The organism is Bradyrhizobium sp. SZCCHNR1015 (assembly GCF_032489875.1).
Taxonomy (GTDB): Bacteria; Pseudomonadota; Alphaproteobacteria; order Rhizobiales; family Xanthobacteraceae; genus Bradyrhizobium.
The window spans coordinates 17,030-42,634 of record NZ_JAUEYW010000028.1 but is presented as its reverse complement, the minus strand read 5'-3'; the positions used below and the strand labels follow the sequence as shown (position 1 = coordinate 42,634).

Annotated in this window: 24 protein-coding genes and 1 riboswitch; of the genes, 14 read left to right on the top strand and 10 right to left on the bottom strand. The window is 67.1% G+C overall.

The features are described 5' to 3' along the window. Positions 1–56 precede the first annotated feature (56 nt). The 5 genes from QX128_RS32495 to QX128_RS32475 form a co-directional block, all read right to left on the bottom strand. Positions 57–977, bottom strand: coding sequence for a polyphosphate kinase 2 family protein (locus tag QX128_RS32495; protein ID WP_315805594.1), 921 nt, complete (start codon positions 975–977; stop codon positions 57–59). After that, complete coding sequence (locus QX128_RS32490; RefSeq protein WP_316239596.1) at positions 974–1,690, bottom strand: NUDIX hydrolase; 717 nt, start codon at positions 1,688–1,690, stop codon at positions 974–976. Before QX128_RS32490 ends, QX128_RS32495 begins: the two co-directional genes overlap by 4 nt. A gap of 3 nt (positions 1,691–1,693) precedes the next feature. Further along, complete coding sequence (locus QX128_RS32485; protein WP_315805592.1) at positions 1,694–2,707, bottom strand: ABC transporter substrate-binding protein; 1,014 nt, start codon at positions 2,705–2,707, stop codon at positions 1,694–1,696. A 221-nt stretch (positions 2,708–2,928) separates the two neighbouring features. After that, a complete protein-coding gene (locus tag QX128_RS32480; protein ID WP_316239595.1) occupies positions 2,929–3,714 on the bottom strand; it encodes an ABC transporter permease in 786 nt (261 codons plus the stop codon). A 138-nt stretch (positions 3,715–3,852) separates the two neighbouring features. Then, a complete protein-coding gene (locus QX128_RS32475; protein ID WP_315805599.1) occupies positions 3,853–4,659 on the bottom strand; it encodes an ABC transporter ATP-binding protein in 807 nt (268 codons plus the stop codon). A 178-nt stretch (positions 4,660–4,837) separates the two neighbouring features. On the opposite strand from QX128_RS32475, the gene QX128_RS32470 reads away from it, so the two are divergent. From QX128_RS32470 to QX128_RS32445, 6 genes are all read left to right on the top strand, one after another. Next, positions 4,838–5,632 carry an ATP-binding cassette domain-containing protein gene (locus tag QX128_RS32470; protein WP_316239594.1) on the top strand — a complete coding sequence of 265 codons (795 nt, stop codon included), beginning with the start codon at positions 4,838–4,840 and terminating at the stop codon, positions 5,630–5,632. Further along, the gene (locus QX128_RS32465) at positions 5,629–7,185 is read left to right on the top strand and encodes a glycine betaine ABC transporter substrate-binding protein (protein ID WP_316239593.1); all 1,557 of its coding nucleotides are present in this window, start codon (positions 5,629–5,631) and stop codon (positions 7,183–7,185) included. The genes QX128_RS32470 and QX128_RS32465 overlap by 4 nt, the downstream gene beginning before the upstream one ends. Before the next feature lie 212 nt (positions 7,186–7,397). After that, positions 7,398–7,853, top strand: a complete 456-nt coding sequence (locus QX128_RS32460; protein ID WP_316239592.1) for a MarR family winged helix-turn-helix transcriptional regulator — start codon at positions 7,398–7,400, stop codon at positions 7,851–7,853. 50 nt (positions 7,854–7,903) lie between these two features. Continuing rightward, the gene (locus QX128_RS32455) at positions 7,904–8,476 is read left to right on the top strand and encodes an isochorismatase family protein (protein WP_316239591.1); all 573 of its coding nucleotides are present in this window, start codon (positions 7,904–7,906) and stop codon (positions 8,474–8,476) included. After that, positions 8,473–8,802 carry a hypothetical protein gene (locus tag QX128_RS32450; RefSeq protein WP_315805586.1) on the top strand — a complete coding sequence of 110 codons (330 nt, stop codon included), beginning with the start codon at positions 8,473–8,475 and terminating at the stop codon, positions 8,800–8,802. Before QX128_RS32455 ends, QX128_RS32450 begins: the two co-directional genes overlap by 4 nt. Then, complete coding sequence (locus tag QX128_RS32445; protein ID WP_316239590.1) at positions 8,799–10,028, top strand: MFS transporter; 1,230 nt, start codon at positions 8,799–8,801, stop codon at positions 10,026–10,028. Before QX128_RS32450 ends, QX128_RS32445 begins: the two co-directional genes overlap by 4 nt. 2 nt (positions 10,029–10,030) lie before the next feature. Here the strand turns inward: QX128_RS32445 and QX128_RS32440 are convergent, their stop codons facing one another. Further along, entirely contained in the window at positions 10,031–10,426 is a 396-nt protein-coding gene (locus tag QX128_RS32440) for a rhodanese-like domain-containing protein (RefSeq protein ID WP_315805584.1), read from the bottom strand. A 186-nt stretch (positions 10,427–10,612) separates the two neighbouring features. Between QX128_RS32440 and QX128_RS32435 the strand changes: the two genes are divergently transcribed. From QX128_RS32435 to QX128_RS32420, 4 genes are all read left to right on the top strand, one after another. After that, a complete protein-coding gene (locus QX128_RS32435) occupies positions 10,613–11,500 on the top strand; it encodes an IclR family transcriptional regulator (RefSeq protein ID WP_316239589.1) in 888 nt (295 codons plus the stop codon). Between the two features lie 17 nt (positions 11,501–11,517). Beyond that, entirely contained in the window at positions 11,518–12,714 is a 1,197-nt protein-coding gene (locus QX128_RS32430) for a CoA transferase (protein WP_316239588.1), read from the top strand. Between the two features lie 86 nt (positions 12,715–12,800). Beyond that, entirely contained in the window at positions 12,801–13,787 is a 987-nt protein-coding gene (locus QX128_RS32425; protein WP_316239587.1) for a tripartite tricarboxylate transporter substrate binding protein, read from the top strand. Positions 13,788–13,819: 32 nt separating this feature from the next. After that, positions 13,820–15,037: an ABC transporter substrate-binding protein gene (locus tag QX128_RS32420; RefSeq protein ID WP_316239586.1), complete on the top strand. Its 1,218-nt coding sequence runs from the start codon at positions 13,820–13,822 to the stop codon at positions 15,035–15,037. A 46-nt stretch (positions 15,038–15,083) separates the two neighbouring features. Here QX128_RS32420 and QX128_RS32415 read toward each other — a convergent pair whose 3' ends face one another. Then, positions 15,084–16,793, bottom strand: coding sequence for a sulfatase-like hydrolase/transferase (locus QX128_RS32415; RefSeq protein WP_316239585.1), 1,710 nt, complete (start codon positions 16,791–16,793; stop codon positions 15,084–15,086). Positions 16,794–16,992: 199 nt separating this feature from the next. Continuing rightward, complete coding sequence (locus QX128_RS32410; protein WP_316239584.1) at positions 16,993–17,925, bottom strand: DUF2380 domain-containing protein; 933 nt, start codon at positions 17,923–17,925, stop codon at positions 16,993–16,995. Positions 17,926–18,114: 189 nt separating this feature from the next. Here QX128_RS32410 and QX128_RS32405 point away from each other — a divergent pair, with 189 nt between their 5' ends. Together QX128_RS32405 and QX128_RS32400 are read left to right on the top strand one after the other, a co-directional pair. Continuing rightward, entirely contained in the window at positions 18,115–19,530 is a 1,416-nt protein-coding gene (locus QX128_RS32405; protein WP_316239610.1) for a sensor histidine kinase, read from the top strand. Then, positions 19,527–20,168 (top strand): response regulator transcription factor, encoded by a 642-nt coding sequence (locus QX128_RS32400; RefSeq protein ID WP_316239583.1) that lies wholly within the window; start codon positions 19,527–19,529, stop codon positions 20,166–20,168. The genes QX128_RS32405 and QX128_RS32400 overlap by 4 nt, the downstream gene beginning before the upstream one ends. Before the next feature lie 31 nt (positions 20,169–20,199). On the opposite strand, the gene QX128_RS32395 is transcribed toward QX128_RS32400, so the two are convergent. Beyond that, positions 20,200–20,493, bottom strand: a complete 294-nt coding sequence (locus QX128_RS32395) for a hypothetical protein (RefSeq protein WP_316239582.1) — start codon at positions 20,491–20,493, stop codon at positions 20,200–20,202. Then, positions 20,493–21,350 carry an SDR family oxidoreductase gene (locus QX128_RS32390; RefSeq protein ID WP_316239581.1) on the bottom strand — a complete coding sequence of 286 codons (858 nt, stop codon included), beginning with the start codon at positions 21,348–21,350 and terminating at the stop codon, positions 20,493–20,495. The genes QX128_RS32395 and QX128_RS32390 overlap by 1 nt, the downstream gene beginning before the upstream one ends. 541 nt (positions 21,351–21,891) lie before the next feature. On the opposite strand from QX128_RS32390, the gene QX128_RS32385 reads away from it, so the two are divergent. Further along, positions 21,892–23,004: a DUF2336 domain-containing protein gene (locus QX128_RS32385; protein WP_316183560.1), complete on the top strand. Its 1,113-nt coding sequence runs from the start codon at positions 21,892–21,894 to the stop codon at positions 23,002–23,004. A gap of 206 nt (positions 23,005–23,210) precedes the next feature. After that, positions 23,211–23,429, top strand: a riboswitch (cobalamin riboswitch). A gap of 110 nt (positions 23,430–23,539) precedes the next feature. Next, positions 23,540–25,600 carry a TonB-dependent receptor domain-containing protein gene (locus QX128_RS32380; protein WP_316239580.1) on the top strand — a complete coding sequence of 687 codons (2,061 nt, stop codon included), beginning with the start codon at positions 23,540–23,542 and terminating at the stop codon, positions 25,598–25,600. The last annotated feature ends 5 nt before the right edge of the window (positions 25,601–25,605 follow it).

Sequence of the window (25,605 nt, the reverse complement as noted above, 5' to 3'; positions counted from 1 at the left end):
CGAGCTGACGAGCGGGTGCCACGGACGAACGAGAGAGTGCGATGAGCGCTTCGCGCTCAGCCCTTCTTGCCGCCCTTGCCTTCGCTCTCGAGCGCCTTGCGCACCGCCTTGAACTCCTCGCGCGAGCCGGCGTCGACGCGCGGAAAATGCAGGTCCAGGCCATCCAGCGCGGCGACGATGGTCGAGCCGATGACGACACGGGCGAACCATTTGTGGTCGGCCGGAACGACATGCCACGGCGCATAGGGCGTCGAGGTGTGGCGCACGATGTCCTGATAGACCGCCTGGTAGCGATTCCACCTCGCGCGCTCGGTGACGTCGCCCATCGAGAACTTCCAGTTCTTCGCCGGCTCCTCCAGCCGGTCGAGAAAGCGCTCGCGCTGCTCCTCCTTGGAGATGTTGAGGAAGAACTTCAGGATCACGGTGCCGTTGCGCGTGAGGTAGCGCTCGAACGCGGAGATGTCCTCGAAGCGCTCGTGCCAGATGTTCTTGGTGACGAGCCTCGGCGGCAGCTTCTCCGCTTTCAGGATCTCCGGATGCACGCGCGTGACCAGGCATTCCTCGTAGTAGGAGCGGTTGAAGATGCCGATGCGGCCGCGCTCGGGGAGCGCGATGGCGCTGCGCCACATGAAGTCGTGGTCGAGCTCCTTGGAGGTCGGCTGCTTGAACGAGGTGACCTCGCAGCCCTGCGGATTGACGCCCTCGAAGATGCTCTTGATCGCGCTGTCCTTGCCGGAGGCGTCCATGCCCTGCAGCAGCACCAGCACCGACCAGCGGTCCTGCGCGTAGAGCTTCTCCTGGAAGTCGGCGAGCCGCTGGCGGTTCTGCTCGATGATCGCCTCGCCCTCTTCCTTGGCGAGGCCGCCCTTGACCTTGGTCTTGTGCGACTTGAGATGAAACTTGTGCCCGCCATCGATCCGGAACGGCGAGATGAAACCATCGAGCTCATCGGCCAGCGTGCGCGGTTTCTTGCTCATAAGGACGGCTCTCCGGGGCTGAATTGCGTTTCGAGAAAGGCGGTCACGAAGCGCGGCATCGCCGCAGTCAGATCATTCCTGCTTCGAACCAGCCGTATCGAGCAGAGTTCCGGCTCGTCCTGGGCCGCGAGGTTGGCCTCGATGCGGCGCTGCAGCGCCTCGCCCATGTCAGAGGCGTCGAGCACGCGCATCAACGCGATCGACGCGCCGGTCACGACACAGTCCCAATGCGCCGCGGCCTGATAGTCCGATGGCGCGAGTCCCGTCTCCTCCTCGACCTCGCGCGCGACGTTGGCGGCGAGATCGAGCACACCGTCGCTGACGTCGTCGAGATCCGGCGTGCCGGCGGGAAAGTACAGCCGGCCGGCATTGGCGGTATGCGCGCCCATCTCGCCGAGCACGAAGGCGCCGTCCGCGGACCGAAGCGCGCCCATGCCGAAGCCGTTGAATGCGGTGCGATCCGGAAAGCCCCAGTCGCGCCACGCCAGCAGGCTGGCGAAATCGGTCTCGAAATAGCTCGCCGAAAAACGTCCATCCGCGATGCGCGGATTGCGCCCGAGCAGCACACGGCCGTTCCACAGGCCGGGCCTCGCGCGCCGGCATTCGGCGAAATGCGCCGCGATGTCGTCGCGGCGCTGGTTCGCGAACGGCCAGTCCCACGGCTCGACCTTGAGGTCGAGCGTGGTGACGCGCTGGATGACGACGTCCGTCATCCGCTATTTCGCCCCCTTCGCCTGCTCGACGAACTTGTTGGTGAAGGTCTTGCTGACGTCGACATTGGCCTTGGCGACGTCGGGCGAGCCGGTCGAGAACACGGCGAGCACGGCGTCGGCGCCCTTCGGATCCATCTTGCCGGTCTGGGAGTACATCGGGATGGTGTTCTTGAGCGCCGCGAGATACAGCGCCTTGTCCTTGCCGACCAGCTCCTCCGGCATCTTCGCCATGATCTCCTCCGGCGTATGCGAATGGATCCAGCCCAGCGTCGCCACGATGGCGTTGGTCAGCGCCTGCGCCTCCTTGTCATGGCCGGCGATCCAGGCCGCCGTCGAGTACAGCGCGCCGCCGGGATATTCGCCGCCGAACACCTCCAGCGTGTCGTGCTGGGTGCGGGTATCGCTGAGGATCTTGAGGTCAGGATGCTTGCCCTGCAGCACGGTGACCGAGGGATCGAGCATCACGGCCGCGTCGATCTGGCCCTGCTCCATCGCCGCCACCGCGGTCGCGCCGAGGCCGACGCCGATCACGGCGGTACCCGACGGATCGAGGCCGTTCTTCTTCAGCATGTACTTCAGGAAGAAGTCGGTCGAGGAGCCCGGCGCGCTGACGCCGACCTTCTTGCCGGCGAGATCCTTGATCGAGCTGATCTCCTTGTTGTGCGACGGCGCGACCACCAGCACCAGGCCGGGATAGCGGTCGTAGACGACGAAGGACTGCATCTCCTGCTTCTTGGCCGCGAGATTGACGCAGTGATCGAAATAGCCGGAGACGACGTCGGCGCTGCCGCCGAGCACCGCCTTCAGCGCATCCGAGCCGCCCTTGAGATCGACCAGCTCGACGTCGAGCCCGGCCTTCTCGTATTCGCCGAGCTGCTTGGCCAGCACGGTCGGCAGATAGCACAGGCACGCGCCGCCGCCGATTGCGATGGTAACCTTGGTGGCCGCGCTGGCGAGACCGGTGCTCAGCGTCAGCGCCAGCAGCGCGCCGGTGACCCGGCCGATGATCTTGTTCATGTGTTTCCTCCGTTCTGTCGTTGGTCAGATTAGGCGTGTTGATGTGGCTTTAGAAGGCTGCGCCACCCACCGCCGTCGTCCCGGCGAACGCCGGGACCCATAACCCCAGGGAGTGGTTTGGGGCACACGGGACGACCCGTCTTTTCCAACCGCGATATCACGCGGTATGGGTCCCGGCGTTCGCCGGGACGACGGCGGGAGATGTGGGAGCACCGCGCCCCTCATCGCCCATCCGCCGCATCAGGCCGCCACACCAGGAGCCGCCGCTCCACCAGCGTGACGCAGATGTCGATCAGGATGACGAACGCCGACAGCACGAACATGCCGGCGAACACGCCGGCGACGTCGAAGATGCCTTCGGCCTGCTGGATCAGATAGCCGAGGCCGGCGGCCGAGCCGAGATATTCGCCGACGACAGCGCCGACGACGGCGAAGCCCACCGAGGTGTGCAGCGACGAGAACATCCAGGACAGCGCCGACGGCCAATAGACGTGGCGCATCAACTGCCGCTCGCTCATGCCGAGCATGCGGGCATTGTCGCGCACCACGGTCGAGACCTCCTTCACGCCCTGATAGACGTTGAAGAACACGATGAAGAAGACGAGCGTCACGCCGAGCGCGACCTTGGACCAGATCCCCAAGCCCAGCCACAGCGTGAAGATCGGCGCCAGCACCACGCGCGGCAGCGCATTGGCCATCTTGACGTAGGGATCGAACACGGCGGCCACCAGCGGCTTGCGCGCGAACCAGAAGCCGACCAGCACGCCGCCGAGCGAGCCGATCGCGAACGCCAGGATCGATTCCCACAGCGTGATCGCGAGGTGCTTCCAGATCGAACCGGTCGAGAACCATTTGACGACCTGCGCTGATACGTCGACCGGATTGGAGAAGAAGAATGGCGGAAGCCAGATGCGCCCGAACACCGGCACGGTGGCGAAGAACTGCCACAGCGCAATCGCGACGATGGCGACCAGCAGCTGCAGCGCGAGCAAACCAAGACGCGACATTCAGGCCGCCTCGCGCTGCGTGAGGGGTCCACGGCCGACGCCACTTACGCCGCTGCGCTCCCTCCCCCCTTGTGGGGGAGGGAGCACACTGCACGCGCCGAAACAGCGGGGCTCCCACGAAGCTCATTGCCGCCCCCATCACACCGCCTCCGCCTGCTTGTAGGTCTTCTCGACCTCGGACTTCAGCGTCTGCCAGATCTCGCGATGCAGCTCGTGGAACTCGTGCTTCATGCGCACCTCGAAGATGTCGCGCGGGCGCGGCAGGGTCACGCGCCAGTCGCCGATGATGCGCGAGGCGGGGCCGGCCGACATGATGACGACGCGGTCGGCGAGCGCGATCGCCTCCTCCAGATCGTGAGTGACGAACAGCACCGCCTTGCGGTCGGCATTCCAGAGATCGAGCAGCAGGTTGCCCATGATCTGCCGGGTCTGCGCGTCGAGCGGCCCGAACGGCTCGTCCATCAGGATGATGCGGGGATTGCGGATCAGCACCTGGGCGAGCCCGACGCGCTTGCGCTGGCCGCCAGACAGCATGTGCGGATAGCGGTTGCCGAAGGCGCCGAGGCCGACCGAGGTCAGCCATTGCTGCGCCTTGGCGGCCGCATCCTTCGACGGCGAGCCCGCGACCTCGAGCCCGATCGCGACGTTCTCCAGCGCGGTCTTCCATGGGAACAACGCATCGGCCTGGAACAGATAGCCGGCGTCGCGATTGAGGCCGGCCAGCGGCTGGCCGAAGATGCGCACCTGGCCGGCGGCCGGCTTCAGCAGTCCCGCCGCCACGTTGAGAAGGGTGGATTTGCCGCAGCCGGTCGGCCCGACGATGGCGACGAACTCGCCGTCGGCGACGGCCAGATCCGCCGTCTCGACGGCGGTGTAGGTGCGTCCGCCGGCGAGACGGAATGCCACCGTCGTTCGCTCCAGCGCGACCGCGGCGGCCGTGGGCATCGTCACGTCCAAGTTCCTCCCCGGAGAATGGCCGGGACGGCTTAGCCGCTTGCGCGGCGAAGTTCAACGCGCGGCCCGGACGTGCTAGGTCATCTGACTGAGCCCAAGGCCAACACCTCCGCCAACACCTCCGCCAACACCTCCGCCAACACCTCGGCCAACCGTTCCGCAAGGCCGCATGCCGCGCACGCCGTTCATCGTCTACGCCAACGTCCGCAAGAGCTTTCCTGGTCCGTCGGTCACCGTGACCGCGGTCGACGGCGTATCGATGGAGGTCGCCGAGGGTGAGTTCCTGGCGATCGTGGGCGGCTCCGGCTCGGGCAAGACCACGCTGCTGCGGCTGACCAACCGCCTGATCGAGCTGGACGGCGGCGCGATCCGGATTGCCGGTGAGGATATCGCCGGCCTCGATCCTTTCAGCCTGCGTCGCCGGATTGGCACCGTGTTCCAGAACGGGGCGCTGTTTCCGCACATGACGGTTGCCGCCAATATCGGCATCACCCCCAGGCTGCTGGGAACCCCGCCGGCCGGGATCGCCACGCGCGTCGACGACCTGCTCGACCTCGTGCGGCTCGACCGCAAGGCGCATCGCGACCGGCTGCCGCACGAGCTCTCCGGCGGCCAGCGCCAGCGCGTCGGCGTCGCCCGCGCGCTCGCTGCGCGGCCGAAGATCGTGCTGATGGACGAGCCGTTCGGCGCGCTCGATCCGCTGACGCGTGATGCGCTCGGCAGCGACTACCGCGCCCTGCACGAGCAGTTCGCACTGACCACGATCATGATCACGCACGACATCACCGAGGCGCTGCTGCTCGCCGACCGCATCGCGGTGATGCGCGGCGGACGCCTGATCGAGATCGGCACGCCGGCCGAGCTCGCGGCCAGCCGCGAACCCTACGTCACGGAGCTGATGACGACGCCGCGCCGGCAGGCGGCGCGGCTGGCCGCGCTGCTGCCCGAAAGCGGCACAGTATGAGCGCCTTGTCCGATCCACGCTTCACCGAGGCGCTGTCGCATCTCACTGATTATCTCGGCAGCCATCTGCGCGTGAGCCTCGCCGCGCTGGCGCTCGGCCTTGCCGTGAGCTTTCCGCTGGCGCTGCTCGCGCGCAATCGCCCTGCCCTGCGCAATCTGCTGCTCGGCGTCGCCAGCGTGGTGCAGACGGTGCCGGGACTGGCGCTGCTGGCGCTGTTCTATCCGCTGCTGCTGGCGCTGACGGCACTCACCTTGCGCTGGTTCGGGCTCTCGTTCTCGGCCTTCGGCTTCCTGCCCGCGGTGCTGGCGCTGGCGCTGTATTCGATGCTGCCGGTGCTGCGCAACACCATCACCGGGCTGAACGGCGTCGACGCAAGCCTGATCGAGGCCGCCAAAGGCGTCGGCATGACCGAGCGCCAGGCGCTCACGATGGTGGAGCTGCCGCTGGCGCTGCCGGTGATCATGGCCGGCATCCGCACCGCTGCGGTGTGGGTGATCGGCACCGCGACCTTGTCGACGCCGATCGGCCAGACCTCGCTCGGCAACTACATCTTTGCCGGGCTGCAGACCCAGAACTGGGTGCTGGTCGTGTTCGGCTGCGTCGCCGCCGCCGTGCTGGCGCTTGCCATCGATCAGTTGCTGGCGCTGATCGAGCATGGCCTGCGCAGGCGCAGCCGTGCCCGTGTCGGGCTTGGCACCGCAACCATCGCGCTCATGGTCGGCGCCAGTCTCCTGCCCTCGCTGGCCGGCGGCTCGGCACGCTACGTGATCGGCGCCAAGACCTTTACCGAGCAATATGTGCTGTCGGCCTTGATCAGCGAACGGCTGCAGGCATCCGGCCTCTCGGCGACGACACGCGCCGGGCTTGGCTCCAGCGTGATCTACGAGGCGCTGAAGAACGGCGACATCGACGCCTATGTCGACTATTCCGGCACGCTGTGGGCCAACCAGTTTCACCACAAGGAGCAGTTGCCGCGCGCCGCGCTGCTCGGTGCACTGAAGCAGGATCTCGCCAAGGACAAGGTGAGCCTGCTCGGCGAGCTCGGCTTCGAGAACGCCTACGCGCTGGTGATGCCGCGCAAGACGGCCGAGGCGCTCGGCATCCGCTCGATCGCCGACCTCGCGCGTCACACCAGCGACATGTCGATCGCCGGCGACTACGAGTTCTTCTCGCGCCCGGAATGGGCGGCCTTGCGCGACGCCTATGGCCTCGCCTTCCGCGCCCAGCGCCAGATGCAGCCCGACTTCATGTATGCCGCGGCCGCCTCCGGCGAGGTCGACGTCATCGCCGGCTACACCAGCGACGGCCTGATCGCGAAATATGATCTCGTCGTGCTCGACGATCCCAAGCAGGCGATCCCGCCTTACGACGCGATCCTGCTGCTGTCGCCGAAGCGTGCCCAGGACCGCCCATTGCAGGATGCGTTACGACCGCTGCTCGGCCGCATCGACATCGCGACGATGCAGCAGGCCAATCTGCGCGCCTCGGGCAGCGACGCGGAGTCCTCGCCGCAGGCGGTGGCGCGCTGGCTGTGGGCGAAGATCGGGAAGTAGATCATCCGCTTTCCGAGTTCTGCCTGATCGCTCCCGACGTTACGACTGCTTGTCCGGCCAATTCAATCGCAATCATCTCTCGCGCGCGAGCCCGATAAGGGCTCTTGCAGAGCGAGCGAACGTGTTCGAGCCACAACGCCCCGGGGACCCTGCATATCATCAGTTAAACTTATAAGATTGACTTCATAACTGACCTGCCATAGCCTTGCGGCATGAGCCGACAGTCACCCCGGAAGGTCCCCCCGCCCGCTGCCCATGCCCTGGCTGGCGAGCTGCGGGCGGTCGCCGGCAAGCTGAAGCGCCGGCTGCGCGAGCAGGCTGACGCGGGCGATCTGCCGCCGTCTCAGGTATCGGTGCTGCTTCGCCTCGAAAAAGACGGGCCCACGACGGCCTCGCATCTCGCGCGGATCGAGGGGATGCGGCCGCAATCGATGGGGCCAATCATTGCAGCGCTGGAAAGCGCCGGCCTGGTGCGCGGATCGCCGGACCCGGGGGACGGCCGGCAGACCATCCTTTCGCTGACAGAGGCATGCCGCGTCCGGATCGACGAAGGACGCGCCGCGCGGCAGGACTGGCTGTCGCGCACCATCGCGGCGCGGCTCTCGCCAGCGGAGCAGCAGCAACTCGCTTCAGCCATCGTGCTGCTCAGGCGCCTGGTCGACGACTGACGCGTGACGGCCGCGCGCAAACGCGCGCCGCGTGCAAGAGGAGATCATCAATGGCGCTCACGCAGCTCGATCTGAATACCGCGCTCATCGTTGTCGATCTGCAGAAAGGCATCGTCGGCGCATCCTTGCTGCATCCGATCGGCGAGGTCATCGCACGCGCTTCCGCCTTGGCGGAACGTTTCCGCGCGCTCAGGCTTCCGGTCGTGCTGGTCAATGTCGCCGGCACCGCCCCGGGACGGACCGAGCGGCCGACACGTCTCACCGCGCCGTTCCCTGCGGACTGGGCCGATCTCATCCCCGAGTTGAACCGGCAACCGCACGACATCGTGGTGACCAAGCGGACCTGGGGCGCCTTCGCCAGCACCGATCTGGAGACACGATTGAAGGCGCGCGACGTGACGCAGGTGGTCGTTGCCGGCGTGGCCACCGGCACCGGCGTCGAGTCCACGGCGCGGCAAGCGTATGAGCAGGGCTTCAACGTCACGCTCGCCGTCGACGCCATGACCGACACGCGCCCCGAGGCGCACCAGTACAGCCTCACCCATGTCTTTCCGCGACTGGGCGAAACCGGCACGTCTGCGGACATCATCCGACTGCTCGACGCGAGGACCCCCCTGACATGACCTGGCTTGATCTCTTTTCCTATTTCTTCGGCGGCGCCTTCCTGGCCAACGCCGTTCCGCATGTCGTGGCCGGCCTGATGGGTCAGCCGTTCCAGAGCCCGTTCGCGAAACCTTCGGGACGCGGCCTCTCCTCGTCGACGGTGAACGTGCTCTGGGGCCTGTTCAACGTCGCCGTCGGCTATCTGCTGGTCTGCCGCGTCGGCGATTTCGAACTGAGAAACACAAGCGATGTCGTGGCTCTCGGCCTCGGCTCGCTCGCCATCGGCCTGATGCTCGCGCGACACTTCGGCGCGCTCCATGGTGGCGATCTGCGGAAGCGATCATGACGGGCAAGGCGCCGGGCATGTTCCGGTCGCTGCACAAGTTCAACTACCGGGTCTGGGCGGCCGGCGCGCTCGTCTCCAATATCGGCACCTGGATGCAACGCACCGCCCAGACTTGGCTGGTGCTGATCCAGCTCACCTCGCATAACGCGTCCGCCGTCGGCACGGTGATGGCGCTGCAGTACGGGCCGCAGCTCCTGCTGTTACCTCTGACCGGCTACGTGGCCGACCATTTCAATCAGCGACGGGTCCTGATCGCCACCCAGGCGACGATGGGAGCGTTCGCGCTCATCCTCGGCCTTCTCACCGTGACCGGCGTCGTCCAGCTCTGGCAAGTCGACGTGTTCGCATTCCTGTTCGGCTGCGCGGCAGCCTTCGACGCTCCGGTGCGCCAGACGTTCGTCGCCGAGTTGGTCGGGAACGACGATTTGCCCAACGCGATCGCGCTCAACTCGACATCGTTCAACGCCGCGCGGATGATCGGCCCGGCAATCGCCGGCATGGTGATCGCCGCGTTCGGCACCGGCTGGGCCTTCCTGATCAACGGCGCGTCGTTCATGGCCGTGCTGGCGTCGTTGAACCTGCTCCGCATCGCCGATCTGCGTCCGAACCCGCGGGCGCAGCACGCCAAGGGGAACGTCCTGGCGAGCGTCACCGCCGGCTTTGACTATGCATGGTCCCACCCGGAGCTTCGGGCCACTTTGATCATGCTCGCCCTGATCGGAACGTTCGGGCTCAACTTCCAGATCTTCGTCTCGACGATGGCGATCAAGGTCTTTCACAGCGATGCACGCGGCTACGGCCTGCTGTCCTCGGTCATGGCCGTCGGCACGGTTGCCGGCGCCCTGTTCAACGCCAGCCGGCACCGGCCGAGATTTGGCGCGCTGCTCGCAGGCAGCGGCCTGTTCGGACTAGGCTGTACGCTGGCCGCGCTCGCCCCGACCATCTGGCTATTCGGCGCCGCGCTCGTCGTCATCGGCGTCGCGGCGCTCATGTTCACCAACACCACCAACAGCCTGATGCAGCTTGCGACCGAGCCCTCCATGCGCGGCCGGGTGATGGCGCTGCGCGTCGGCGTCGCACTCGGCGGCACGCCCATCGGCGCACCGATCGTGGGCTGGGTGGCCGACAGCCTGGGCCCGCGCTGGGCGCTCGGCGTCGGCGCGGCGTCAGGTCTCGCTGCCGCGCTCGTTGCCATCGCAGCGATGCGAACGCCGCATCGAACGTGATCTCACATCCCCGGCTCGATCGGCTTCTCGACCGCGCCGCCGCTCTCGGCCCAATCCTTGAACGCGCCGACATTGAAGACCTTGTCGTAGCCGAGGTCCTTCAGCGTCTTCCCTGCCAGCGCCGAGCGGCCGCCGGAGGCGCAATACAGAATGACGCTCTTGTCCTTGCTGAAATTCTTGTCGTGATAGGGCGAGTCCGGATCGGCGCGGAATTCGAGCATGCCGCGCGAGACGTGATGCGCGCCTTCGATCTTGCCGCTCTTCTCGACCTCCGGCGCATCGCGCACGTCGAGGACGAGCGTGTTGCCCTTGGCGATCATCGCCTGCGCCTCGGCCGGCGTGATCTTCGGCACCGCGGCGTTGGCGGCTTCCAGCATCTGCTTGACTGAGGTCGACATCGATTTCCTCCCGGACGTTGACGAAACAGCGGTAGCGGGCCGCCGGCCGGTTCACAACCCTCGATCAGGGGACCGGCGCGGGGCGCAGCAAAGGAAACTGCAGCCGCTTTGTCCACATAGTGGACGATTATAGCCGAAAATAACAAGCATATGGACTCCACCGGTGTCATCGGTCATTCTTCAACCATGTCCATTTCCCGCCCCCTCCCGATCAGCCGCGACCGCGCCGTCGAAACGATGCTCGCGGACAGCGCCAGCGATGCCGCCTTTGCCACGACCCTGGCCAAGGGCCTGTTCGTGCTGGAGGCGTTCGGGACCGGATCGGCGGTGCTCGGCAACATGGACATCTCGGTCCGGACCGGGATTCCGCGGCCGACCGTGGCCCGGCTGACCCACACGCTCACCGAGCTCGGCTATCTCTCGTTCGATCAGGCGCTCGCGAAGTATCGCCTCGACATCCGCGCGTTGCGGATGGCGCATCCGCTGCTCGCCGACATGCCGTTCCGGCAGATCGCGCGGCCGCTGATGCAGGATCTCGCCGCGAGCGTCCGCGGCACGGTGTCGATCGGCCTGCTCGACGGCAGCGCCGTGGTCTATGTCGAGACCGCGCGCTCCGGCGATGTCGGCCCGCATGTTCCGGACATCGGCATGCCGATCTCGGTGGTCGCGACCGCGATGGGGCGTGCCGCGTCGGCGATCCTTCCGCCCGGCGCGGCCGCGCGTTTCGACGCGCAGCTCGCCGCCGGCGACGCCGAGCAATGGAGCGATTTTTCCGCACTCTATTTCGGCGGCATCACGCAATGTGCCGATCGCGGTTTCTGCACCTGCATCGGCGAATACATGCCGGCGATTCACGCCGTGGCCGCGCCGCTGCATTACGCGGCCAGCTCCGGCCGCGCCTTCGCGATCAATTGCGGCATTCCCGCCTTCCGGCTGCAGCCGGGCCAGCTCGAGGCCGAGATCGGCCCGCGCATCACGGCGCTCGCCGCCAGCATCCGGGCGCTCATCAACGAAGCCGAGCCCGAGATCATCAGGCGCGCGCCGGAGCCGGCGCTTGCGGCCGAAGCCGGCTGAGACAGGTGCATCACGACATGGCCGGGCCACTCCAGGGTTTGCGCGTTCTCGACATCGCAACGATCATCGCGGCGCCGTTCGCAGCCACGCTGCTCGCCGACTATGGCGCCGACGTCTTGAAGATCGAGATGCCGGGCCAAGGCGACGGTGTCCGCACTTTCCCGCCGTTCAAGGACGGAAAGCCGCTGTGGTGGAAGACGGCCAACCGCAACAAGAGCTTCGCGACGCTCGATTTGCGCACGCCCGACGGGCTCGCGCTGTTCAAGCGGCTGCTGCCGCGCTTCGACGTGCTGATCGAGAACTTCCGCCCCGGCACGCTCGATCGCTGGGGACTGACGAAGGAGGTGCTGTGGTCGATCCAGCCGCGCCTCGTTATCCTGCGCGCCACCGCGTTCGGCCAGGACGGGCCGTACAAGGACCGGCCCGGCTTTGCCCGCATCTTCGAGGCAATGGGCGGCCTCACCTACATCACCGGCGAGGCTGATGGAGAGCCGACCCATCCAGGCTATCCGATCGGCGACGCCATCGGCGGGGCGTTCGGTGCCATTGGCGTCCTCGCGGCGTTGTGGAAGCGGGCGCGCGACCCCGACGCTCCGGGCGAGGAGATCGACCTCGCGCTGACCGAGGCTGTGTTCCGCCTGCTCGATGTGCTGCCGGTCGAGCACGATCAGCTCGGCTTCAGCCGCAGCCGGATCGGCAATGCCAACGGCTACTCGGCGCCGGCTGCGGTCTACCGCACCCGCGACGATCGTTGGGTGACGCTCGCCGGCTCGACCAACGCGCTCTACGCCGCCAACTGCCGCGCCATCGATCGTCCCGACCTGATCGACGATCCGCGCTTCGCGAACAATGCCTCGCGGGTGAAGCATTCGGCCGAACTCAATGCGATCTTCGCCGCCTGGTGCGCGGCGCATGACCTCGATGAGGTCGTCGCCCGCTTCACCGCGGCCAAGGGAACGATCGCGCCGATCTACGCGATCGACCAGATCGCGGCCGATCCGCAGGCGATCGCGCGCGAGATGATCACGCGCGTGCCCGATCGCGATTTCGGCTCGGTGGCGATGTCGAACGTCGTGCCGCGCTTTGGCAACGATCCCGCGACGCTGCGCCATTCCGCGGGCGACGTTGGCCAGGACAACCTGGAGATCTATCAGGGCTGGCTTGGACTGTCAGACCAGGAGATCGACGATCTCGCGCGCAGGAAGGTGATCTGACGCGGCGCGAGCAGATACGACCAGGCGCAGCGAAGAACGCGCCGGAGCAGCCCGGACAAGGGATGCAGCAGACAGGGAGATGCGCGATGAGACCGTTGACGATGACGCGCCGTGGCCTGCTCGGCGCCGGGGCCGCGATGGCCCTGGGCCACGGCCCGCTCGCGCGCGCCGAGGGTGACTGGCCGACCCGCATGGTGCGGCTGATCTGTCCCTACGGCGCCGGCGGCGCCAGCGACATCTCCCTGCGCCTTCTGGCGACGGAGTTCGAACATCACCTCGGCCAGCAATTCATCATCGAGAACAAGCCCGGTGCCGGCAGCCGCATCGCCAACGACGTCGTGGCCCGCGCCGCACCCGACGGCTACACCCTGCTCTACGCCGCCGCGCCCTACGTCACCGCCGAAGCGTTGTTCGGCAAGCTGACCTACGATCCTGTGAAAGACCTGCGCCCAGTGGCCGGCACGGTCGTCGCGCCGATCTTCCTGATGATCAGCGCCAACGCGCCGTTCAAGACGCTCGCCGAGCTGATCGCCTACGGCAAGTCCAAGCCCGAAGGCCTGACCTTCGCCTCGCCGGGCGCCGGCTCGCAGCCGCATCTCGCCGCCGAGCTGCTTTTCCGCGACGCCAAGGTGACCGGCCTCAACATTCCCTTCCGCGGTGACTCGATGGCCTACACCGAGCTGCTCGCCGGCCGCGTCGACGCGACGCTGACCGCGATCAGCACGGCGCTGCCCTATATCCAGGCCGGCCAGTTTCGCGTGCTCGGCGTTGCCGCCACCGAGCCGAGCGCGATCTATCCGCAGGCGCCGACGCTGCGCGAGCAGGGCCTGCCGAACGTGGTCGCGTCGGGCTGGTACGGCTTCATGGCGCCGGGCGCGACGCCGCAAGCCATCGTCGACCGGCTGTCGCGCGAGATCATCGCCGATCTCGCCGCTCCCGAGGTGAAGCAGAAGCTGTTCGCACAAGGGCTCGACGTGCAGCCGCGCGACCCCACGGCGTTCGGCCAGTTCATCGCCGACGAAACCAAAAAATGGAGCGCGGTCATCCGCGACGCCGCCATCAAGGCCGAATGAGCTTCACAAAAAATGATCAGGGAGTGGATGTGATGAGGATTGGGACCACCGCGCTGGCCGCGCTTGCTCTGCTGTCGCTCGCCGCGACGGCTTCGGCGGCCGAGAAGAAGTACGACACCGGGGCCAGCGACAGCGAGATCAAGGTCGGCCAGACCGTGCCGCTGAGCGGCCCGGCCTCGGCCTATGCCACGATCGGCAAGGCGCAGGCCGCCTATATGAAGATGATCAACGACCAGGGCGGCGTGAACGGCCGCAAGATCAACCTGATCCAGTATGACGACGCCTACTCGCCGCCGAAGACGGTCGAGCAGGTGCGCAAGCTGGTCGAGAGCGACGAGGTGCTCCTGACGTTCCAGATCATCGGCACCGCGCCGAACGTCGCCGTGCAGAAATATCTCAACTCGAAGAAGGTGCCGCAACTGTTCGCGGCCACCGGCGCCTCGCGCTTCACCGATCCCAAGAACTTTCCCTGGACGATGGGCTTCAATCCGAGCTACGTCGTCGAAGGACGCATCTACGGCCAGTACATTCTCAAGACCCATCCCGACGCCAAGATCGGCGTGCTCTACCAGAACGACGATCTCGGCCGCGACTATCTCGCCGGCCTCAAGGCCGGGCTGGGCGACAAGGCCGCCAAGATGATCGTGGCCGAATCGTCCTACGAGATCACCGAGCCGACGATCGATTCCCACATCCTGAAGCTGAAGGACGCCGGCGCCGATCTGCTGTTCAGCGCCTCCACGCCGAAGCAGGCGGCGCAGGCCATCAAGAAGGTCGCCGAGCTCGGCTGGAAGCCGGTCCACATCGTCGACATCAATGCCAATTCGCTGGGCGCCACCCTGAAGCCCGCCGGGCTCGAGAATGCCAAGGGCCTGATCAGCGTCGGCTACGTCAAGGACCCGCTCGAGGAGGGCTTCAAGAACGACCCCGGCGTGCAGCGCTATCTCGCCTTCATGGAGAAATACTATCCCGACGGCGACAAGGGCTCGAACTTCAACGTCTATGGCTACATCACCGCCGAGCTCCTGGTCCAGGTGCTGAAGCAGTGCGGCGACGAGCTGACGCGGGAGAACGTGCTGAAGCAGGCCACCCATCTCGACCATGTCGAGCTCGGCATGCTGCTGCCGGGCATCAGCATCACGACCTCGCCGACCGACTATCGCGTGAACAAGCAGTTGCAGATGATCCAGTTCGACGGCGCGCACTGGCAGAACATCGGCGGCATCGTCACCGACGCGGCCGCGGAGTAGAAGCGGCTGCTGCGCCCCTGACCGGCCGCCACTCGGCGTCGGCCGGTCACAGCCCCCGGATCAGCTCGGCGTCGATCAGCATGCGGTTGAAGCGGCGCGCCTCGGCGCCGTCGCCGCAGGCATAGAACACGCCCTTGCAGCGGAGCATGATCTCCTTCTGCTCGGCAAAGGACGGATCGAGCGGAATTCCGGCGGCATCGAGCGTGACCAGCGGCAGATAGGCGGCGTCGATCCGGTCCATCACGACCGCGCTCTGGCGCGGCTCGAAATTGACGGCGTCGATCGCGTAATACGTCCGATAATAGCGCGGGTCGTAGCTTTCGAGCTTCTCGCCGATGCCGGCCTCGTCAAGCTTGGGATCGAGAATGTGCGGCGAGAACTCCGGCTGGTGGTCGCCATAGCGGACGATCAGGAACGGCTGGTCGCCGAACCTCTTCTTCAGGCTGGCGAGAAAGCGCTGATAGTCCGCCGCGCTCATCATCTGCCGGCGCAGATATTCGTCGATCGAAGGCAGATTGCCGGGCGCACGCCAGGACGGCGTCAAATCAGGCCGGAACGTCGTCTCCCACGGGAAATGGTTGGCGGCGAGATAGACGAACATGAACAGCGGCTTGCCGCGCGGCCGGTGCTGCATCACATCGAGCGCGGCGTCGTAGAAGAAGCCGTCGGGCTCGACGCCCTTGGCGCCGAGATCGCGCGCGTCGAGGAAACGATCGACACCGACAGTGGTCTGAAAGCTGCGCGCGCTCATGAAGGCGCCCTGCGCGGGATACAGCGACACCGTGTCGTAGCCGCAATTGCGCAGCGCCAGCGGCAGGCCGCGCTCGACCCGGCCGGACGCGATCCGCGTCACGAAATAGGCGAAACGGCCGAACGAGCGCGACGACAGGCCGGCGAGCACGTTGTACTCGGTGAACCAGCTCGGGCCGCCATTGCTCTCGGCCATGAACTGCCGCGCCTTGCCGTCGAACGACTTGAAGTGGCTGCCATAGCCATCGGGCACCTTGATGCCCTCAGCCGAGCGGATGTCGAAACTGGATTCGTCGTGGATCAGCACGATGTTCGGCCGGCGCGCGGCCGGATGACAGGAATCCGGGACGAAGGCAGCCAGACTTCGATCAGCCGTGGCGTCGGATTCCATGAAGCCGTTGGCGAGGAAGTCCGACACCGCCGTGACGCCGGAGCGCGCGAATTTCGACAGATAGCCGTCGTCATAGTAGCCGCGCCAGGCCTCGTCGCGCCAGTTGAGCGAATACAGCGTCAGCGCCGCGAGGCAGGCGAGCTTGCCGGCGAGCGCCGGCAGCCGCGCGATCCGGAACGGGTCGGCCCACCACAGCAGCCCCAACAGCGGCAACACGACCGCGACGGCCACCAGCACCGACAGCTTGAGATTCGGAAAGATCGTGAACAGGAATGCCGCGCTGTCGTGGTCGATCAGCATCACGTCGACGAAGTTCGCGGTCATCTGGACCACAGCGTGCTTGAGCTGCGACAGCAGCACCAGCACCACGACCATGGTCAGCGCCAGCGCGGCCGACACCGCAGGCCGCCGCAGCAGCACCAGCCAGAAGCCGTTCAGGATGCCCCAGGCCAGCACGAAGCCGAGCCGCGAGCCGAAATCGGTCTCGGTGTGCAGCATCAGGGCCAGCGCCGCGACATGCGGCGCGGCGACGGCCGACAGCCGGACGGCCGCGGAGCGCGTCGCGCTCACAGCAGTGAGCGTGGTGATCGGTTGGTCGTTCGGGGTCAGTGACATCAGCCAGTCGAAAGCGGGCGCCCTTCGCCGGCGCATGCCGACAGATCAAGGACGCCGATCCTGTCATCCGACCGTAATGAAATCGTCACAAATCACAACAGCCCGGATTTGCACGGAGCCGCGCGCCGATCGTCCGGCATGGCGGACCGGCGCAGCTCCCGGCGACAGCTCCGGGACCGGAGCGATGGCCGGGCCGCGATCAGCGCTCCGAGCCGGTCTCGAGCAGCCGCTCGCGCACCAGACGCACCGCGCCGCGACTCCAGGAATAATTGGCGCCGAGGCGCAGCCCGCTGTCGCCGGCGACGACGAGTGCGCCACTGTCGGCCTGGCGGACGCGAAAACCGATGATGTATTCGGTGCGGCCGATCCGCCTGACGATGCCGAGCAGCGACTGCTGGGCGCCGACCGCGCGCGCCACTCGCGCCTCGCAATCGTCGCACTCACGCACCGGCTGCCCCGGCTTGATCTCGCCGGCGGCGTCCACGAGGCGATAACGCCCGGACTGCGCCAGCAGCTGCCGCACCGCGTCGGTCGCCTCCTGCAGCCCCTTCTGGTCGGACTCCGTCGCGCCGAGCGCAGCGCCTGCGCTGGTGTCGTCGAGCTCGAACGGCAGCAGCGCCAGCCGGATCGGCTCCGGCGGCGCCAGCGCGTCACGGACCTGGCGCGAGACGAACATCTCGGCGCGCTGCCAGGCCTCGTCGCTGTCGCCGCGGAAGGTGAAGACCTTGTCGAACAGCACCCGATGGGACGTGACGTCGATGGCCGAAGCCCGCGCCCACTGCACCAGGGTCGAGAGCTTATGGACACCACCGGTGACCACGACGGTGGCGCCGGCCGCGGCCGCCATCTGCAACCGTGCCTCCGGCGACACATCAGTCGGACAGGACGGAGCGCAGGACGGGCTGACCGGACGCAGCCGAGCATCCGCGGCGACGTCGCGGCGAAGCGCGGCCATGAACGCATCCAGCCGCCGCTGATGCGCTGCGGTCTGATCGACCGGCTCGCCGGACGTGTCGAGATAGCTGAAATCATCGACCAACACGGCCGGGACATCACCAGAGGCGGCGCGGACCGGGCCGGCCGCGAGAGCAAGCGCGAGAACGAGGCAACGGACGAGGCGGCGGTTCGACATGAGATTCCCCTGCAACGATGTCTGGCGCTCCGAAGCTAGATGCCGGCGCGGCATGGCCGCAGCGGCGAGGATCCCGGCGAGGCACGGGAAAATTTCACGACGGCACCGTCCACCGGGCCGCGGCGCTTTTGGCCCGGGCGGTTCTGCCGTTAAATGCCGGCGGGCTGGGCTGCCATGGACGCGCCGAAGATGTGGAGCCGCTACGACCTCAAATACCGCCTGACGCTGCGCATCGCGGCGGTCTCGGCGCTCTGCTTCGCGGCGATCTGCGCCTATGTGCTGTTCGACACCGACCGCTCGGTACATGCGCGCAACGCGCGGATCGCCGAGATCACGGCCCGGACGCTGCAACTGCAGCAGAGCAAGATGCATTGGGTCAACAGCCCGCCGGCCGGCTTTCCCGACCTCGACGCGGTCGCGGCCGCGGCGATGGGACCGGGGCTGTGCATCGCCTATCGCGGCGTCGACGGCGTGATCGTGCAGCGGATCTGCGGCGGCGCGGACGCGCAGGCGGACGATCCGCCCCGCGCCTTCGCGATGCCGTATCGGCGGCTGTTCGAGCCGGGCCGGGAAGCGGCACGGCCGGTCAGGTTTCGCGGCGAGAGGACCGGCGATGCGGTCGTCTGGATCGATGCCGGCGTCATGACCGCGGACGCCTGGCGCGAGCTCGGCCGGCTGCTGCCGGTACTCGGGACGGCGCTGGTGCTGCTGTGCGTGCTGGCCTACGCCGCACTGGCCCGCGCGCTGCGCCCGACGCGGCTGATCCGCGCCGGGCTGGAGCGGATCGCCGCCAACGATCTGTCGGCGCGGCTGCCACCGTTCGACCTCGCCGAGCTCTCGGCGATCCGCGATGCCTTCAATCAGCTCGCCGAGGGGCTGGAGACGGCGCTGGCGCAGCGCGGCGAATTGACCCGGCGCCTGATTGCCCTGGAAGACGACGAACGCCGCCACCTCGCCCGCGAGCTGCATGACGAATTCGGCCAGTCGCTGGCGGCGATCCGGGCGCTCGCAGCGTCGATCCGTCACAGCGCGGCGCAGGATTGCCCCGCTCTGGTCGGCGAATGCGACGGCATCGCGCGCACCGCGAGCGACATGATGGAGCAGTTGCGCGGCGCGCTGATGCGGCTGCGTCCGCCTGACGTCGACGAGCTCGGCCTCGCCGGCAGCCTCGAAGGCCTCGTGGCCGGCTGGAACCGGCGGCAGCACGGCCGCACCGTGTTCGAGATCAGCCTGTCGGGCGACGTCGACCGGCTGCCCGGCATCGTCGCCAGCAACGTCTACCGCATCGCGCAGGAGGCGCTCACCAACGCCGTCAAGCACGCCGGCGCGACGCGCGTGCGATTGCAGTTGACGCTTCAGGACGGGCCGGCCCAGTCGGCGCCCGAGAGCACGACCGTGCTCACCGTCGAAGATGATGGTCCTGCCGGCGACGCGCCCGACAAGCCGGGCATGGGCCTGCTCGGCATGCGCGAGCGCGTCGCCTCCATGGGGGGCCAGATGAGCTTTGCGGCCACGTCCGGCGGCGCGCGCCTCCGCGTCGAGATTCCGCTCCCGGCCCTGCCCGGCCTCTCGCCTGCGCAGCCGGAAACGGCCTACGCGGCATGACGACGCCCGCCGGCACCATCCTGCTGGTCGACGACCATGCCGTGGTCCGCGAGGGCTACAGGTCGATGCTGCAGAAGCAGCCGGGGCTGCGCGTGGTCGCCGAAGCCGCCGATGGCGCCGAAGCCTACCGGCTGTTCAAGGAGGTCAAGCCCGATCTCGTCATCATGGACCTGACGATGCCGGGCGTCGGCGGCATCGAGGGCATCCGCCGCATCCGGCAATGGGATCGCGGCGCGCGCATCCTCGTGTTCACCATGCATGAGAATGCCGGCTTCGCGGTGCAGGCGATCCGCGCCGGCGCCCGCGGCTATGTCACCAAGAGCAGCCCGCCGGAGGCTCTCGTGCGCGCCGTCATGGACGTGCTGGCAGGCCGCATCGCGATCAGCCCCGACATCGATCACGAGCTCGCGCTCAGCCGCCTCTCCGGCGAGCGCGCCGCCGCCGACGTGCTGTCCGCGCGCGAGTTCGAGGTGATGCAGATGCTGCTGGCCGAACGGACGACGGACGAGATCGCGTCCGCGCTGCATCTCAGCCCGAAGACGGTTGCCAACCTGCACTCGCTGATCAAGGACAAGCTCGGCGTCGCCAGCGACATCGAGCTGGTGCGGCTGGCGCTGCGGCAGGGCCTGCTGAGCTGAGCCGGCGGGGCTTACATCCCCGCGAGAAAGCTCAGGAGTCGCCCTGCGGCGTTGCTGCCGCGTCCGACGCCGTGACCGGATCGTCGATCAGGTGAAACGCGCGCCCGAGCCGGCGCTGCACGCTCATCACGGCGCGGTCGACGTCGCTGATCAGGCTGTCGCCGAGAACGACGTGCGGGATCTCCCAGTTGCGGCCGCTGCGCACGTCGAGCGCATGAACCGCCGGCACGCGCGCGGTCTCGCAGCCCGGCTGCGCGCGAAGGTCCTCCTCGACCAGGCGGGTCAGCTCCGCCTGGGTCTTGCCGATGGTCGTTATCGCCGGCATCAGGGCCTGGTCGCGGGCATCAGGCCGAGCCGCTTGGCGATGATGCGATCGACGGTCCGTTTCGGAAGCACCCGCACGATCCATTGCCTCATGGCGTCGGGCGCGATCTCGTAGCGCACCTTGGGCGCCGGCAAGGTCAAGGCGTCGGCCACCCGCGCGGCGATGGTCTCGGCCGGCAGCCCGGACTTGCCGAGATTCAGCATGAAGGCGCGGATCTTCTGCAACGCCGGGAAGAACGGCGAGGCCTGATACGGCGACAGGTCGACCTCGTCGGCCTTGGCCCAGATCGGCGTCTTCACCGCGCCCGGCGCGATGACGATGACGTCGATGCCGAACAGCATCAGCTCACGGCGCAGGCTCTCGGACAGCCCTTCGATCGCATGCTTTGAGGTCGAATACGGCGCCAACAGCGGGTTGCCATTGCGCCCGGCCACCGAGCTGACCATCACGATCCGGCCCCGCTCCCCTTTCATGGCGGGATCCGCTCCGAGCAGCGGCGCGAACGCCTGGGTGGCGATCACCGGGCCGATGACGTTGACCTCCATCTGATGGCGGAACTGCGCGATCGGCAGCTCCGTCACCGGCCCCGCGACGGCGATGCCGGCATTGTTGACCAGGCCGGCGAGCGCCTCGCCGGCGAGAGCCGCCCGCACCTCCTGCGCGGCCGCCTTCACCGCCGCCTCGTCGGTCACGTCGAACAGCAGCGGCGTGAAGTTGGCGCCGAGCTCGCTGCGCAGACGGTCTGCATCGGCCTGCTTGCGAACGCTGCCGAACACGCGAAAGCCGCGCGCGAGCAGGTGCTTCGAACAGGCGAACCCGATGCCGGTGGATGCGCCGGTGATGACGACGGATTTCATGGGGACCTCAACGATTTGCGCGGCGATTATCGCACGGGATGCGGCAAGATGCTGGCGCTGATTTTTCGCGTGAGGTCATCACCCGCCGAGCCTGCCCCGGAACAACGGAATACGGCACGCAACGCACGGCGCGTCGGCAAAACGGCCGCGGCAAGAATCGGATTTAAGTTTCAATGCTTGGGAGGATGAGAGCTGACGTGAGATCGAGGGCAGCGACCAAACTGGATGAAGGAAGGTTTGTGACCTTATGAGATCGTTAACCTTTCCGCCTCGCTCGCCTGTCTTCGCCGGGTCTGCAAGGAAGTGATCGCACCTCATTCCATCGATTGTCCGGCGAATCTCCGAAACGCCGGGCTCCGACCCGTCTTCCCTCTATGCGTATCGTCTTAATTTTCCGTATCCGTGTTTCCCCGGAGTACTACGCCCTCCGCCCCTAACGCATTGTTATCGCCCGTGCCGAAAACTGCCCCGGCCGAAAGCCTTGCAGCGGATCCCACACGCGTTGCTGTCGCTCCGGCAATCCGGACCAACGAGCGCGATCGTGTCACAGCCAGAACAGCTTCCGCTTTCAGAAAACTCCATCATCACCGAACTCGAAGAGGCCGTCCGCAGCGGCTCCTCGGCGAAGCGCGTCAACACGCTGCGCCAGGTCACCAACCTGTTCCTGCATGACGGCGAACGCCTCAGCGAGGACCAGATCAAGGTGTTTGACAACGTGCTGTGCATGCTGGTCTCGCGGGTCGAGACCCGCGCGCGGGCCGAGCTCAGCAAGCATCTCGCGCCGGTCGACTATGCGCCCGTCGAATTGATCCAGCAGCTCGCCCGCGACGACGAAATCTCGGTGGCCGAGAACGTGCTGATGCACTCGAGCCGGCTCACCGAGCATACGCTGGTGGAGGTCGCGGCGACCAAGGGCCAGGATCACCTGATGGCGATCTCCAGCCGCCCGCATCTGACCGAGGCGGTGACCGACATCATCGTCGACCGCGGCGAGCGCCGGGTCATCCGCAAGCTTGCCAACAACCAGACCGCGCGCTTCTCCGAGACCGGCTATTCCGGGATGATGGCGCATGCCGAGGACGACGACGAATTGTCCGAGATCATCGGGCTGCGCATCGACCTGCCCACCAAGCATCTGCGCGACCTCCTGCGCCGCGCAACCGAAGCCGTGCGCGCCAAGTTGATGGCCTCGGCGCCGCCGGCGTTGCAGCAGGAGATCAAGAAAATCCTCAAGGCAATCGCCGACGTTGCGCGCAGCGACGGCGGCCTGATCGGGCGCGACTTCACGCTGGCCGAAGAGGCCGTCAAGCGCATGAAGGGGCTGAACGAGCTCAACGATGCCGCCATCGCCTTCTTCGCCGAGACCCGCCGCTTCGGCGAGGTGTCCGCCGCACTCGGCCTGCTCAACAACGTCCCGACCGAGATGATGGCCAAGGTGCTGGAGGGCCCGCGCACCGACATCGTGCTGATCCCCTGCCGTGCCGCCGGGCTGGCCTGGTCGGTGGTGGCGAAGATCCTGACCCACCGGCCGATCAAGCACGCCATCGACAGCGACACGCTGAAGCTCGCGGAACGCGACTATTCCCGCCTGTCCCTCGACACCGCCCAGCGCACCCTGCGGTTCTGGATGGTGCACAACAAGGTCGAGAAGTAAGCGGCGCTCGCAAGCGATTCGCGCCGGAATTGATTCGCGCCTCACATCCCGCTGTCGTCCCTGCGAACGACAGCTGTGGGGCGTCGCGGGCGCCGGGTATCTCACGCCGAACGCGGCGGCCGAGAGAGTTCGCCACACGCAATCCACTCCAGCGCGTTATCGCCAGGAGATCACCGGGCGCCGGATTGACTTTGGTGCGCCCGCACTCCTACGGTGACGGCGACGGTGCCCCTCGACCGGGGCTCAATAGGGAATGCGGTGCCGGATGCGTCTCGCAAGGGACGTGACCGAAGGCCGCAGCTGCCCCCGCAACTGTAAGCGGCGAATCTCGCGTCAGAGGCCACTGGGAAATCTCGGTCCCGGGAAGGCGACGTGGAGGTGACGACCCGCGAGCCAGGAGACCTGCCGTCAGCCGTGGTCACACGCGAGGATGCCGGTCGGGGCGTTATTGGCATCGTTTTCAGGCAGGCCTGCAAAGGCGTGCATGAGACCTCGTTCGCGGTGACGTGCCACTGACGTCATGCCGAGGTCACTCGTGTCTCCCGTTCCCCATGCCAGGCGCCGTCGCGCCCTTCTGTCGTCGTTCTGCCTCCTCTCGTCGTTCGCGCTGCTCGGTCCCTCCCCCGCAACGGCGCAGCAATCCGCCTCGCCCGATCTGCTGCCGCCGGTCGAGGTCGACCCGCCGCACCGGCCGATCGCTCCGAAACCGGCCATCCCCCGCAGAGCCGGCAACGCCGCGCATCAACAGATGCCGGCGGCAAAGCCGGAATCGCCGGCCAGCCCGCCCGTCGCGGTCAGCCCGGCCGGCATCGTGACGCCGGTCGCCAACGTCGCGAATGCGATCACGGTGGTGACCGACAAGGACATCGCCGCGCAGCAGGCCCGCACGGTGCCGGACATCCTGAGCACCGTCCCCGGATTGAACGTCGTGCAGGCCGGCGGCCCGGGCGGCCAGACCAACGTCTTCATGCGCGGCACCAATGCCAACCACACCAAGCTCATCATCGACGGCATCGACGTCGGCGACGTCACCAACAGCAACGGTGCGTTCGATTTCGCGCATCTGCTCGCCGCCGACATCCAGCAGCTCGAGGTGCTGCGCGGGCCGCAGAGCGGGCTGTACGGCTCCGATGCGATCGGCGGCGTGATCTCGGTGATCACGCGCAAGGGCGACGGCCCGGCGCGGGCGACCGCCTCGGTCGAGAGCGGGTCGTTCAAGACCTTCAACCAGTCGGCCGGCGTCAGCGGCTCACAAAGTAATGTCAACTACGCGGTCAATGTCGCGCATCTGCACGCCGGCGACGTGCCGGTGACGCCGTGGCAGCTGCTCCCGGCGGGGCAGAAGGCGATCGGCAACGTCTACGACAACGTGACCGCCTCGTCCAAGATCGGCTTCGATCTCAACGAGGCCTGGACGTTGAACTCGGTGATTCGATACACCGACGCCACGCTGCTGTTCACGGGCGACAGCGGCTTTCCGAGCGTTCCCGATGCTATCAGGAGCAACCACACCGTCCACCAGCTGGCGACGCGCGAGGAAGCCGTGTGGTCGCTGCTCGGCGGCCGCGTCAGGAACTATTTCGGCGTCAACTACGTGAACAACTGGTCGTCCGATCTGACGGCCGGCAATCCCGTGGACGCGATCGCGACCGGCGAGCGCATCAAATATGACTGGCACGCGGTGACCGAACTGGCGCCGCACAACAATCTCGTCGTCGGCCTCGAGCGGCAGACCGAGCGGCTGAAAACAACTGATCTTTCCGCCGAGAACGGCAACAAGGCCGGCTTCATCGAGCTGCAGACGGAGTTCGCCAAACGCTGGTTCGTGGTGGCGAGCCTGCGCAACGACGTCAACGACCAATTCGGCGGCCATGGCACCTACCGGATCGCGCCGGCGGTGATCCTGCCGGTGACGGAGACCAAGCTGAAGGCGAGCTACGGCACCGGCTTCAAGGCGCCGACCTTGAGCCAGCTGCACCAGGATTTTCCGGCCTTCAACTTCTTCGCCAATCCCAACCTGAAGCCGGAGCAGAGCACCGGCTACGACGCCGGCTTCGAACAGCCGCTGTTTTCGGATCGCATCCGCTTCGGCGCGACCTACTTCCACAACAGCATCACCAACCTGATCAATTTCAACGCGACCTTCACCTCCTACGCCAATGTCGGCCTCGCGACCACCGAAGGCACCGAGAGCTTCGTGACGGCTGATCTCACCGACCGGATCTCGCTGCGTGCAGACTACACCTTCACCCGCGCGGTCGATGCGGCCACCGGCCAGCAGCTATTGCGGCGGCCGAAGGAAAAATGGAGCGCCACCGCGACCTGGCAGCCGATCGATGCGCTGCGCCTGTCGGCCACCGTGCTGAGGATCAGCGACTGGCTCGATGTCAGCCGCGACGGCATGACCACCGGCCTGGTCGCGCCCGGCTATACGGTCGTCAACCTGCGCAGCGACTACGCGCTGTCCAACCAGGTCAAGCTGTTCGGCCGGATCGATAACCTGTTCAACCGTCACTACCAGAACCCGACCGGATTCCTCGCGCCGGGCTTCGGCGTGTTCGGCGGCCTCCGGGTGGCGAGCTCCGGTGTGCAGTGACGCTG